Origin of the sequence: Mesorhizobium sp. M0563 (assembly GCF_040321065.1) — a bacterium.
Taxonomy (GTDB): domain Bacteria; phylum Pseudomonadota; class Alphaproteobacteria; order Rhizobiales; family Rhizobiaceae; genus Mesorhizobium.
In genome coordinates, this window is sequence record NZ_JAMYQV010000039.1 from 1 (window position 1) to 13,309 (window position 13,309).

A 13,309-nucleotide genomic window follows, 5' to 3' on the forward strand; every position below is an offset into this window, starting at 1 on the left:
CTGGCGTCTACGCGCAAGTTCAAGGGCTCGGTTGCCTTGATCTTTCAACCGGCAGAAGAGCCAGAATTCCCAACGGGCGGCTTTATGATGGTTCAGGAAGGGATCATGGACCGCTTCGGCATTTCCCAGGTTTTTGGCATGCACTGTTGGCCAAGCTTGGAGGTGGGCAAATTCGCCATCTGCCATGGCTCTATCATGGGATCGCAAGACGACTTCGATATCGTCGTGAAGGGCAGGGGTGGCCATGCGGCCCACCCGTATCGGACCATCGATCCGGTTGTCATTGCAGCACAGATCATTCTCGGTCTGCAAACCTTGGTCTCGCGCAAGACCGATCCTCTGGAGTCGCTGGTGATCTCAGTCACCAAGTTGAGTGCGGCACAAGCCTACAACGTTATCCCCGATCAGGTCGAAATCGCCGGAACCGTCAGGACCCTCGCATCCGGCCTGCGAGACTTCGCCGAACAAGAAATTTTTGCGTCCGCTCAGGGTATCGCGCGCGGGTTCGGCGCGGATATCGAGTTCAGGTACCTTCGATCCGTTCCAGCGACCTTCAATCACGCGGAGGGGACCGATCTGGCGATCCAGGCGGCACGCAGTCTCGTCGGGACTGCATCCGTGAACGACAAGATGAAACCGAGCATAGGAGCGGAGGATTTCGCCTACATGCTTGAGGCGCGGCCTGGCGCATATATTTTCCTTGGCAATGGACCGACGGCTCAGTGTCATAATCCGGCATTTGACTTTGACGACCAAGCCCTGCCTTACGGCATCGGCTATTGGGTCAATCTGGTAGAGACGGTATTGCGTACTTGATTGTGTGGGCGGACTGGAGTTGGTGAGGTGCGCTCGATCGTGATGTCAGCAAGAGCGTGTTTTGCTCATTGGCACCGTCATCCGTTCGGCGGCGCGGGCTCCCCGGCCGCCCACCAAGGGCTGAGCCATGATGATCGCCGGATGGATGGACTCCAGCCGCACATCCGGCGAGACGTGCGCGGTGACCAGCGCAGCAATGTCGCACTATCTGCCAGTCACAGCGCTGCTAAGACTATGAAAGGCGATAGAACTCGTTTTCTTAGCGGTTGAGTCGCGAGGCTATTCGCGCTGCAAAAGCATCCGTCCTGTTGATCATCGCACAAGGCGATACGCGTCAACTTTAAAGTAGTGGTCAACACTTGTGGTAAACTTCATGAACAAGGTCTATAGTGAAGCCAGTTCTGCGCTCGAAGGTCTATTGTTTGACGGGATGATGATCGCCGCGGGAGGTTTTGGGCTTTGCGGCATCCCGGAGCTTTTGATCGGCGCGATCCGAGACGCGGGCACGAATACGCTGACAATCGCTTCGAACAATTGTGGCGTCGACGACTTTGGCCTGGGCCTGCTGCTTAAGACGAAGCAGATCAAGAAGATGATCTCGTCCTATGTCGGCGAGAACGCCGAGTTCATGCGGCAGTATCTCAGCGGTGAGTTGGAGCTTGAGTTTAATCCCCAGGGCACGCTTGCCGAACGCATGCGCGCAGGCGGCGCGGGCATCGCAGGTTTCTATACCAAGACCGGCGTTGGCACGGTCGTCGCCGACGGCAAAGAACACAAGACTTTCAACGGCGAGACCTATGTGCTCGAGACCGGGATTGCCGCGGACCTGTCGATTGTGAAGGCGTGGAAGGCGGATACGTCGGGCAATCTCGTCTTCCGCAAGACGGCGCGCAACTTCAACCCGCCGGCCGCAACATGCGGCAGGATCTGCGTCGCCGAGGTCGAGGAGATCGTACCGGTCGGCAGCCTCTACCCTGACCACGTTCACCTGCCTGGCATCTACGTACACCGCCTGATCCAGGGTGTGCACGAGAAGCGAATTGAACAGCGCACAACGCCGCGGCAGCGTGAGGTCGGGGAGAGACGAATGGCTTGGGATCGGAACCAGATGGCGGCACGGGCCGCGCGCGAACTTGAAGACGGCACCTACGTCAATCTTGGCATCGGCATTCCGACCCTGGTTGCCAACCATATTCCCGACGCTGTTCGCGTGACGCTACAATCGGAGAACGGGCTTTTGGGCATCGGTCCGTTTCCGACCGAAGATCAGGTCGATGCCGATCTCATCAATGCCGGCAAGCAAACGGTGACCGCACTACCGCATTCGGCCTTCTTCGACTCGGCGCAGAGCTTCGCGATGATCCGCGGTGGCAAGATCGCCATGGCTATCCTCGGCGCGATGGAGGTTGCCGAAAACGGCGATCTGGCAAATTGGATGATACCGGGCAAGCTCGTCAAAGGGATGGGCGGGGCGATGGACCTGGTCGCTGGGGTCAAGCGAGTGGTCGTGGTCATGGATCACACCAGCAAGGCCGGGGAATCCAAGGTGCTGAAGGCCTGCACCCTGCCGCTGACCGGTCAGCGCGTGGTCGATCGGATCATCACCAACCTTGGCGTACTCGACGTCGTTGAGGGCGGGCTCAAGCTGGTGGAACTGGCAGAAGGCGTCACCGACAGTGAACTCCGCAATGCCACCGAGGCAACGATCGTCAATTGAGGCTTGGTGCTGGAGCCAACGCTCCATTCTAACACAGAGGAAGCCATCGTGAGCAAGACCTCCATCGTCATTGCCAGTGCCGCGCGCACGGCCGTCGGCTCCTTCAACGGCGCCTCCGCCGCCACCCCCGCACATGAACTCGGTGCCGACGTCATAAGCGAATTGTTGTCGCGTGCCGGTGTCGAGCGGGCCGAGGTCGACGAGGTTATCCTCGGTCAGGTGCTGACCGCCGCCCAGGGTCAGAACCCGGCCCGGCAGGCATCCATCATTGCCGGCCTGCCCAAGGAAACCACGGCCTGGGGTCTTAATCAGGTTTGCGGCTCTGGCCTGCGTGCCATTGCTCTCGGCATGCAGCAGATCGCCACCGGCGATGCCAAGGTGGTCATCGCCGGCGGCCAGGAATCGATGTCGCTTTCGGCGCATGCCCAGCACCTGCGCGCAGGCGTCAAGATGGGCGACTTCAAGCTGATAGACACCATGATCAAGGACGGACTGAGGGATGCCTTCAACGGCTATCACCTGGGCAATACAGCCGAAAACGTCCCCCTTCGGTTTCAGATCACCCGCGACGATCAGGACCAGTTCGCGCTCGCCTCGCAGAACAAGGCCGAGGCCACACAGACGGCCGGCAAATTCAGGGACGAGATCGTGGCTTTCACCGTCAAGGGCAAGAAGGGCGATACCATTGTCGACCAGGACGAATACATCCGCCACGGCGCCACGATCGACGCCATGACCCAGCTAAGACCGGCCTTCGACAAGGATGGCACGGTAACCGCGGCCAATGCCTCCGGCATCAATGACGGCGCCGCCCGTGCGGTGCTGATGAGCGAAGCGGAAGCCGCCAGGCGCGGCATGGCCCCGCTGGCGCGCATCGTCTCCTGGGCAACCGCCGGCGTCGACCCGCAGATCATGGGTACCGGACCTATTCCCGCCTCGCGCAAGGCACTGGAAAAGGCTGGCTGGTCGGTCGGCGATCTCGACCTGATCGAGGTCAATGAGGCCTTGCCGCCCAGGCATGCGCCGTCAACATGGACATGGGCTGGGATCCCTCGATCGTCAACGTCAATGGCGGCGCCATCGCCATCGGCCATCCGATCGGCGCCTCCGGCGCCCGCGTCTTTAACACGCTGGTCTTCGAGATGCGCCGCCGTGGCGCCAAGAAAGGCATCGCCACCCTATGCATCGGCGGCGGCATGGGCGTCGCCATGTGCGTCGAAGCGCTGTGAGCCTGGCGGAGCGTCTCAATGCAGCCGTCGCGTCTCGGCTTTTCCATTTGCCGCTTGGCGGCTTCTATCAGCAGCAGCCCGCAGATCAAACGGGGAAGGGCCAGTGACAGGAATCTTTAACTTGAGGATTTCAGAGCGGAGCAAACGGGTATCGAGTTGCTAGGCCAAGGCACAGTCTGCCGCCCTGTCCGGTCGCCGCGCGACCGCGACTTTCGCGGCGCACCCTGCCGGTATTCCTCCCTACCGGCAGGGTGCTATTTTCGGAGTACTGGATAGGAATGCGGTTCGACATCTAAGGTTCGCGCATGGGCATCGCGCATTATGCGCATTCGGCCCCGATGGGAGAATGAACGACGATCCAGAGTACCGCACTTTGCGCGCCGCAGGGTGCGCAGACGCGGGGGCTCAAAAAGCGCACGGGTATTTCGTGTCCGACTACCTCTAGAGCGGGATGAATTTAGGTTGGGGCATATCCTGTCGACGGGCGAGCGCGGCGAAGCTACGGGCATGGCAAGCCTGTCGCAACCTGGGAGGTGATGATTAAGGGTCATCACGAGGGTTATATCAGCTGGGATGAGTACGAGCGAAACCAGAAGCAGCTGGCACTCAACAACTACGGTCGCGCCGGCGGTGTAAAATCGGGCCGGGGCGGGAAAGCGCTGCTGTCAGGCATCATGACGTGTGCACGGTGCGGGCGGCGACTGAGCGTTGCCTATACAGGAAATCCGCAAAGTCGACCTGTCTATCGCTGCGACAAGCCAAACCTGATGATGGGCTTGCCCAGGTGCATGACCTTCGGCGGCCCACGGGTTGACGCGGCTGTTGCGCGTGAGCTGTTGCGGGCGGTAGAACCCTTGGCGATCGAGGCCGCGTTCGAGGCGGAGCGGATGCACCGGGAACGACAAGATGATCAACGCCAGATCCTCGATCTGGAACTTCAGCAGGCCCGTTACGAGGCCAATCTTGCTGAGCGCCGCTACGCTGCCTGTGATCCCGACAATCGCCTGATAGCTGCGCAGCTAGAGAAAAGCTGGGAGACCACGCTGCGCCGCTTGCGGGATCTTGAAACCCGCCAGCCTACTGGCAGGCCACCGGCCATTGAGGTCGATCCCAGTGCCTTCGCCAATATGGCAGAAAACCTGTCAGCTGCCTGGAATGGACCTGATGTGACGATGCGTGCGCGCCAGCAGTTGCTACGAACCTTGATCGCCGACATCATCGTCGATGTCGACGACGCGGTACTGGACGTCGTGCTCATGATCCATTGGCGGGGCGGCCAGCACTCAGAAGTGCGTGTTCGCAAGCCTCGAGCCGGCGAGCACTGTTGCGCGACGACCGAAGACGCTTTGGCGGTGATGCGCAGCATGGCCGGTCGCTGGTCTGACGAGCATATCGCCGCGTCGCTCAATCAAATGGGATTACCCACCGGACAGGGAAAAACCTGGACGGCGCACCGCGTCTCTTCCGTTCGGCGCGTGCGTGGAATCCATGCCTATCGATCCGCTGAAAAAGACGGTGAATGGCTCACGATGACGGAAGCAGCAAAGGTCTTAGGCGTCACAAATCACGCGATACGGCGCCTTATCAAACCGGCGTTCTTCCTGCTGCACAGGTTGTTCCTGGCGCACCCTATCAAATCCGTGCCGACGACTTGGCGACGGGGTCGATCAAAACGGCCATCGCACAGAAAGGCCGCCCGTGTCGCGTTGCTGACGCGGACACGCTTCCAATGTTTACAGACACTTAGAAAGGGAGTGCATAATGAATCACGCATCGCGATCGGACGGATTGAGCGTTCGACTGTGTTGCTGTCGATCTCGATGCGGCCGTCGTCAAGGAAGCGCGAGAGGCCTTGCCAGCGCGAGAGCGTCTAGCGGATCGCCTCGGCGAGCTTTGTCTTCTGGCTGATCAGGCCGAGCTTTTCGCGCAGTCAGGGTTCGAGATCGGCGACAATAGCGCGGCTATTTTCCTGACGCATCGCACGGCGTTCATCGGCCGATCGGCCGCGGACATGGTCCTCGATCTTATAGAGTTCGGCGATCCGTTTCAGCGCCTCGCCGGCGATCGGCGCCGGTCCGGACACGGCCAGTTCATAGAAGCGCCTGCGGACGTGTGCCCAGCACACCACCGTTGTCCTCTTGCCGCGTCCGCTCAACATTCGATAGCGGGCGGTCAGCCGTGTTTGGGCCTTCCATGCGATCTCGCGCACCTTCGGTGGAGCTTGCTCCAGCCGGTACAGCTTCATCTTGCCTACCTTGGGAGGATGCCTGTACGTCCATGCGCTCTCGACCAGCATATGGCGAACCCGGCCGTTCCCTGCCTTGGTGATGCCGCCCCGTCTGACTGTCTCGCCGGTCGAACGTTCGCCGGGAACGAGGCCAAGATAACCCATGAGTTGGCGTGGGCTCTCGAACCGCTGCACGTCGCCAACCTCGGTGGCGAATGTCACGGCAACGATTAGGTCTACGCCCCTCAGGGTCTGCAGTGCCCGCACGATCGGCGCCAGGGACCAGGTCGCAATGAACTCCTCGATCACACCCTCAAGTCGCTCGACCCGCTCTTTCGAGACGCGGATCGCTTCGACCATTTCCTGAAGCGCGATCTGATGCGCCGGGTGATCGAACGGTTGCTCCTGCAGCCAGCGCAGATGGCGCATCGTCCAGCCCTTCCTGCGAGGATAGATACGTCCGTGCTTGAGCATGAAGGCGCTCACATGCTGCCGGTGGACGCGAAGCGTCTCGACTGCGGCCGCCCGGGCGCGGACGAGATCCCGCTTGGCTTCGTGACCTTCATCGGGAACCCACAGCGCCGTCAGTTCGCCGGCGCGCAGCAGTCGAGCCAACGCAAGAGCATCCCGGCGGTTCGTCTTCACCCGATCGCCGGGCTTCCTTGGGATCAGCGATGGGGCGACCACCATGCATTCATGGCCGAGCGATCGGATCAGCCGATAGAGACCATAGCCGGTCGGACCGGCCTCGTAACAGAAATACACCCGATCGAACTTGGCGGCGATCCGCTGGATAACTCGGCGCATGCTCACATCCGACGCGTCGACCTCACCGAAGAAGCGAACCTCTCCCTCTCGGCCGGCGTCCGCAATCGCGATGGCGTTCCTCAGCTTCGCGACATCGATTCCGACAAATGCTTCCCTATGATCTGCCACGGCTCGTCCTCCTGTGATGAGGGATCGGCTCGGCCCGCCGAGCAAACCTCGGACGCGCAGTGTAGGGCGAGCCACCTCACCGACAGAGGCGGACATACGGTCTTACGACGGTCATCAGATGGCGGCCAGTGCTCAGGTCTACACATCAGCCTGGCGCGCTGCCGAAAAATCGCGGGGTTGACTTCTAGCCCACCGATTCGTCCAATTGTACATTAATTCAGGGGCGCGCTTCATGAAACATGTAGGAACTCTTGCACATAGTGCCGAAGGCTCCTCACTTTGCTATCTGGCACTTTGTCATGCAGGTGCGTCTAAACTCGGGGACCACTTGCATCCCGATGTAACAATGGACGCGATTTCGATGGGCACCAGCCTACCTGAATGGGAACGGGAAACCCTTCCGTTGATACGAGCGACCCTTGCCAAGTCAGTTGAACGACTAAGTGCGGCAGACTGCGACTTCTTCGTTTGTCCTGACAACACTGCTCATCTCGCCCTCGAACTGAATGGTCCTGATTTGGCCTTGCCGGGGCTGCACATCGCGGATGTGGTCACAAAAGAGGCAGTTAAAAGAGGATATCGGCGCCTGCCGTCCGGATTCGCCTCACGACGCCGCTTCGTGCAGTCGGCGTTTCAAAGGCCACTGCATTTTGAGCAAATCCCTCTCTCCCATTTCCTGCCGGTGAAGGTTGTCGCGGCACCTTTGAACAAGACCGGCTCCTCAAATACCGAAGTGCCAGTCATGCCTACATCAGCTTCTTGCGAGGAAGGGCGGCGATTTGGTTTCCGCGGCCTCAGGCCCCGACAATCGTCATTTCGATCACTGTGTCATCCTACTGTGCCTGCGCTGGCACCTTGCCGCCTCCCAGCCTTCGCGGCCTGGAAGAGATGATGGCCGAACGCGGCCTGATCGTCGATCATTCCACCGTGCGGGTCGTGCACTTTTCGCCGCAACTGTTGGAGCGGTCCAAACCAGCGCAAGCGATCCGTCACCGGCAGGTGGCATACGGATGCACCTACAGCAAGGTCCCCAGACGGTGGCTGTAATCATGCCACAGCTGGTTGCCGAATATTGCGCTCTAAGCCGGATCGGCAGACCAGCTGTCCAGGCATGCGACCAAGACGTGGCGCCGATTGGAGAATGGATGTATCTTTGCCGCGCCGTCGAGAGCATGGGCGACGGTCGAATTCTACTTCAGCGAACAACCGGATTTACCTGCGGCCAAGCGCTTGGGCACCGAAATCGTGTTTGCCTGGAATGAGGAGAGAAGTGTCTGCAGGCAATTATCGTATCGGTTCGGCGCCGGCGATGCTTAGGCGCCCAAGAGATCGCCGGCGAGATGCGAGTGCTCGAGGACTTGGACGTGGCCAAAACCATGACGTTCCGCGTAGCGGAAACTCCGATCTCGCGCCTCGCCAAATCGGAACATTCATTCCTACAACGGTGCGAATTCGTCGCGGGGATTGTCAGTTGAATCGACAGCGTCAATGTCGGCAACAACGTAGTTCGGCCCCTCTTTCACAATCAGTTGCACCTTGCGCTCCCCTCGGGACCATCGTCGCGCTGGCGCGCAAGGTGCTGGTGGCACTGTGAAAGTATGTAACATCGGCAGTCGTCATCGAAGGCACGGTCATGAAAACGGCCTAACGTTTCGCTCATCTCTTTACCCTTTCCGATGCCTCCAGGGTCTCATGAACCCTGGCGGTTCCGGGCCGACGACCGATGCACCCCCTGGCGAAATGCCGAAGACTAGAATGGTTTTGTCGACCTGAACCTGCTCGCCGGACGCGGGATGTTGGTGCAGCCGGAATAGCGGCGACCGTATGTTGAGGTGGATGAGGCTCGGCAAAATGGGCCGGGTCACGCAGCCGGGCTTGGAACCTGGGACCGATAGTTGAGGAACACGAACCGGTTAATCCGCATCCGAGGGCTGGAGGGTTGCCTCCGCCTAACGGCTCAATAGGCGGAATGCTGATGATGCTGTCGCAAACGTGGCAGCAACCGATGGTAGATGTGACTGCTAATGGCATAACCGGGACCATTGAGAGAGCACAGCCAGACCATGGGTCGGCATCGACTTGCAGGACGCAAGGACAAGGACTGCGACCGGCACCTCACCAATGCGCAAGACGGGTTGGGGAAGTTTGGCCTCAGCCTGGAGCCGACCAAGACCAAGTTGGTCGAATTTGGTCGGTTCGCGCAGCGACACGCGGGCAAGCGCGGCAGGAACCGCCCGGAAACCATCTACTTTCTGGGTCTGACGCTGTACTGCACGCGTAACCGAAAAGGCAACTTCAAGGTTGGGATGCGCACCGAAAAATCTCGGCTAAAGCGCAGCCTTCTGTCTCTGCGGGAGCTGATGCGGCGAATAGGCGGTGCTGTAAACCAACTGCCGAAGAGCGTGGTGCGGTAGCTCCGCACGCCACGTTCTGCGGGAACAGGGGGCGGGTGACCGCCTCCGGTGACCCGGTGAAGCGCTCGCGCGCTACCCACTCCACAGTTTTTCCGCGGCTTCGAGTTCTTCCAGCACGAGCCGCCGATCGATGCCAGCACGATGACGCGCTGGCGCAAGCGGATCGGGCTCGAGGGGCTGGAGGAAATGCTGAAGGCAAGCGTCGACGTCGCACTCGAGACAGGGACTGCGAAGCCCGATTCGCTGGAGCGGATCACCGTCGACACGACGGTGCAGCGGAAGGCGATCGTCCACCCCACCGACAGCCGGCTCTATCTCAAGGCAATCCAGATCCTGGTGCGTCAGGCCAAGCGGTACGGCATCGTGCTCAGGCAGAGCCACACGCGGTTGGCCAAGGCAGCGGCGGTGCGGGCGGGTCGCTATGCGCATTCCCGGCAGTTCCGCCGGATGCGTTGCGAACTCAAGAGGCGCAGAAGCCGAAGGACAGGAACAAGATCTACTCCCTGCACGCGCCCGAGGTGGTCTGCATCTCGAAGGGCAAAGCCCGCAACCCTTACGAATTCGGCTGCAAGGTCGGGATCGCGGCAACCAACCGCGAGGGCCCCGTGCTAGCGGCCAAGGCGTTCGAGGGCAATCCGTATGATGGCCACACGCTCGCAGCAACGGTCGATCAGGCGGTGGAGATCGGCGGCGTCGACCCGGACCGCATCTACGTCGACAAGGGCTATCGCGGCCACGACTATGCCGGCGCGGGATCGGTGATGATCGCCGGCCGCAAGCGTGGCCTGACGGCCACCATGTCGGAACTGAAACGACGATCGGCCATCAGGGCCACCATCGGTCACATGAAGACCGACGGCCGACTGGACCGCAACTTCCTCCTCGGCCATGCTGGCGATGCGATCAATGCACTGCTCGTCGCCGCAGCCCAAAATCTGCGCCTGATCCTCAGGGTTCTCGCTCTTTTGCTTTGCTTGGTGCCTGCAAGCACTCCAGCCGCAAACGGCGAAATCGGATGCTTCCACCCGTCTTCACGGGTTCGGAATATCAACGCCTTTAGCCGTATTCAGGGCCGACGAGCTACTCGACCATGATCTGAGACGCGATACTTTTCGCAACCGGCTTCGCTTGCCCGATGGTTGGAAGCCCGACAAAGTTGTGACGAAGAAAACAGGCAGAAACGGACGCGAAAAGCCGACGAATTGGATTGAAACCGTTTTTGGGTTGGCGCACCTCTTGCGCTTTGAACTGCGACATTCGCCCAGCAATGGAGCCGTTCAATGTTCGCATAGACGATTTCGCTAGAGAGTTATCTCTCGACCAGTTGCTCGCGACGGAACGGGCCAATGCAGGAGACATTATCGGCGCGTTGGAATCTCCTGTCTTCAGCAGCCAGAGTTCGTGGTCACTTAACATGCGCGCTCAGTTCTATGGCGACCCGCTTTTTGCACGGCGAGTCGCAGGCGCATGTTCGCGCGACATCGTTTCAAGCTTCTGTGCTTGCACGGAACACGTTTTGCGGTCGGCGGGAGACTAGACGTATTCGGTAACGGCAACGCAAATAAGTTTTCGAATAGTGCGGGATGAAGCAAGTTAAGCAAATCGCTAAACCACGTTGCAGGAGAATAGAACATGTCTGATGAATTAAGTTATGGCGAAATTTACGCCCCGATCTATGAAGAATACAGCACCGTCCAAGGTAAAGTTGCTGATGTAGACGAGACGGTCGACTTTCTTGAGCGATATTGCAACAGAGGCAGTGCCCTTGAACTAGGTATAGGCAACGGGCGTGTGGCAGCGCCGTTGAGCGAGCGTGGCGTCAAGGTCGAAGGTATCGACAACTCGGACAGCATGTTGAAACTTCTCGCCAGGCGCACCGACCTGATCAAGGCTTGGAAGGGGGACATTGCCGATTTCAGCTCAGAACAACGCTACGATCTGGTGTATTGTGTTTATGGCACGTTCCCGCTGCTTTTCACGCGCGAAGCGCAAATAGCTTGCCTGCGATCTGCCGCGGAGGCGCTAGATGATGAGGGGGTTTTGGTGATAGAACTGTGGGTGCCAGGCTTGAATCCTCTCGTCGCCGGCCAAACTACAAAGGCGCGGCTAGTGGATCATGAGAATACGATCGTCAATGTGTCTGTCCACGATCCGCTAAACCAGAACTTGATTTCAACCCTCCTCTGGTTTTCTGGTACGTCGGTCAAACGTTTACCGCAACGCGTTCGTTACGTTTATCACCAGGAGCTCGATACCATGGCTGAATGCGCGGGGCTGGAGCTGACGGAGCGGTGGGGAGATTGGTCGAGAGGTGCGTTCACCGAACGATCCAAACGTCACATCTCAGTCTACCGCCGAAGCAGCCCGTAATCCAGGGACCTTCCAGGGCCAAAAGGCCTAAAATAGCGTCAATTGTGGGTATCGCTTTAGCAGTCTTGGGGATATTCGCTGTTCGCAGCTCTGGATGCGCTAGCATTGCCTCGTGATAATCGGCTTGCGTGTCGTTTACACGGTAAGACCGTCGTCTAATAGCGAGATTTGCAAGCGCCTTTTTGGTGCGGGAGGTTGTTTGCCGGGAGCACGGTCGTCTACGCGGTCGACATGGGTCGCCTCATCATGGGGCTTCGCGGGATGGTCCTTCCAATGTATGTCTCGCACGCTCCGAGCAAACTCGTGGTGCAACGGTCTTAACGGAATGGACCAGCCTCGGTCCCGGCAGGGACTCCTCTTCACGCCATGGGCCCTGCAGAGCTTGAGAGTCAGGCGATGGCCACCGCCCTGTTGAAGAGCTCACCGGAGCGGAGCATCGCATGCATGATGACGGCGAGCTTGGGCGACAGCGACAGCGGACCGTTTGAAGCCGATCTTCTCGCGTAGTTTTATACCCCAATTGCGCAAGTCGCTGTCCGCCCGGCTGCGAGTCAGGATCACTACCGCAGCTTCATAGAGAAGCGAACGCACATAGGTGTCTCCGCGTCGGGAGGTATGGCCGTCATAGTCTACTTCGCCCGACTGGTAGCGCCGCGTCGTCAACCCCAGCCAGGCGCCCACCGAGCGCGATCGCTTGAAGTTCGCTGGATCCTCGACGGCAGTTAGGTAGGCAGTGGCTGTGATCGCACCAACGCCGGGCATCGACATCAGCAACTGACATTTCTGGTTTCTACGCGCTTCGGCGAGGAGCTGCTGCCCCAACCTAGCCGCCTGGAGGCGCAGGCTACGCCACGCTTCAAGTAAGGGCAGGATTATTCTCGAAAGGTCGGCGTTGTCGGCCAAGAGGGAGCGAACGTGCACCTCAAACTTGCCACCCATGCTGCACGGAACGATAAGGCCGAACGTCTTCATCAATCCCCGAATCTGGTTCGCCACGTCCAGCGTCGTTCGCATGAGTTTCGTTCGAGCCGCGACCAATGTCCGAGAAAGCATGCTGTAGAAGCCCTTTACTCGGACTTCGCGGAAGAAACCGACCTCCGCCAGATGCGCGAGCCCATCGGCGTCATTGGCATCGGTTTTGTTGGCGGCCATGTTGAGCGCCGCTTTGGCGTGACGAGCATCGACGCAAATGGCAGGCAGTCCCTCGGCGCGCAGTGCATGATAGAACCATACCGAGAGAGGGCCCGTTTCGAACATTACGCGTTCTGCATTTGACGCTCGCGTGCGAATAAGTTCAGCTATGGCGGCGGGATCAGAGGCGCACTTCCCGCGCCAGATCCGCTTACCCGCGCGACGGATCGAAATTGCCGTCTCTCTCATTGACACGTCGAGACCGATATACTCTGTCATGGCTGTTGTCCATTGATGCTGGGCCCGGCGTCCAGTCGCGAGCCCGTATCTCATCATTCGGGAAGCAGCCACCTTCCAAGATCATGATCTGATCCAGAGGGGGCTCGTGCCCGCGATTACACCATGTATGTGACGCTGTGATCTCGGCAGGGCAAGATGTCGATGCTAGGCATCTGCCGCTGGCGATCTG

The 13,309-nt window shown here is 59.6% G+C and carries 4 protein-coding genes and 9 pseudogenes; 10 read left to right on the plus strand and 3 right to left on the minus strand.

What is annotated here, in order from left to right; genetic code table 11:
• From NKI50_RS29750 to NKI50_RS29770, 5 genes and pseudogenes are all read left to right on the plus strand, one after another.
• Positions 1-816 (plus strand): amidohydrolase (locus tag NKI50_RS29750; RefSeq protein WP_352718540.1); only part of this gene is annotated, 816 nt, incomplete at its 5' end.
• A gap of 373 nt (positions 817-1,189) precedes the next feature.
• Positions 1,190-1,873: pseudogene (locus NKI50_RS29755) on the plus strand (CoA transferase subunit A); the annotation flags it as partial.
• A 30-nt stretch (positions 1,874-1,903) separates the two neighbouring features.
• Positions 1,904-2,533: a 3-oxoacid CoA-transferase subunit B gene (locus NKI50_RS29760; RefSeq protein ID WP_352718574.1), complete on the plus strand. Its 630-nt coding sequence runs from the start codon at positions 1,904-1,906 to the stop codon at positions 2,531-2,533.
• A 48-nt stretch (positions 2,534-2,581) separates the two neighbouring features.
• A pseudogene (locus NKI50_RS29765) lies at positions 2,582-3,762 on the plus strand (acetyl-CoA C-acetyltransferase).
• A gap of 476 nt (positions 3,763-4,238) precedes the next feature.
• Positions 4,239-5,509, plus strand: a pseudogene (locus tag NKI50_RS29770) (recombinase zinc beta ribbon domain-containing protein); the annotation flags it as partial.
• A 24-nt stretch (positions 5,510-5,533) separates the two neighbouring features.
• Here NKI50_RS29770 and NKI50_RS30610 read toward each other — a convergent pair.
• Both NKI50_RS30610 and NKI50_RS29775 read right to left on the minus strand, forming a co-directional pair.
• Positions 5,534-5,926: pseudogene (locus tag NKI50_RS30610) on the minus strand (IS66 family transposase); the annotation flags it as partial.
• 6 nt (positions 5,927-5,932) lie between these two features.
• Positions 5,933-7,021 (minus strand): annotated as a pseudogene (locus tag NKI50_RS29775) (IS110 family RNA-guided transposase); the annotation flags it as partial.
• Between the two features lie 683 nt (positions 7,022-7,704).
• Here NKI50_RS29775 and NKI50_RS30615 point away from each other — a divergent pair.
• The 5 genes and pseudogenes from NKI50_RS30615 to NKI50_RS29800 all read left to right on the plus strand — a co-directional run.
• Positions 7,705-7,959: pseudogene (locus NKI50_RS30615) on the plus strand (hypothetical protein); the annotation flags it as partial.
• A gap of 102 nt (positions 7,960-8,061) precedes the next feature.
• Positions 8,062-8,155 (plus strand): annotated as a pseudogene (locus NKI50_RS29785) (IS6 family transposase); the annotation flags it as partial.
• 833 nt (positions 8,156-8,988) lie between these two features.
• The gene (locus NKI50_RS29790; protein ID WP_352718542.1) at positions 8,989-9,339 is read left to right on the plus strand and encodes a hypothetical protein; all 351 of its coding nucleotides are present in this window, start codon (positions 8,989-8,991) and stop codon (positions 9,337-9,339) included.
• A 75-nt stretch (positions 9,340-9,414) separates the two neighbouring features.
• Positions 9,415-10,362 (plus strand): annotated as a pseudogene (locus tag NKI50_RS29795) (transposase family protein); the annotation flags it as partial.
• Positions 10,363-10,971: 609 nt separating this feature from the next.
• Complete coding sequence (locus tag NKI50_RS29800; RefSeq protein WP_352718545.1) at positions 10,972-11,709, plus strand: class I SAM-dependent DNA methyltransferase; 738 nt, start codon at positions 10,972-10,974, stop codon at positions 11,707-11,709.
• Positions 11,710-12,098: 389 nt separating this feature from the next.
• Here NKI50_RS29800 and NKI50_RS29805 read toward each other — a convergent pair.
• Positions 12,099-13,119, minus strand: a pseudogene (locus NKI50_RS29805) (IS110 family RNA-guided transposase).
• Positions 13,120-13,309 lie beyond the last annotated feature (190 nt).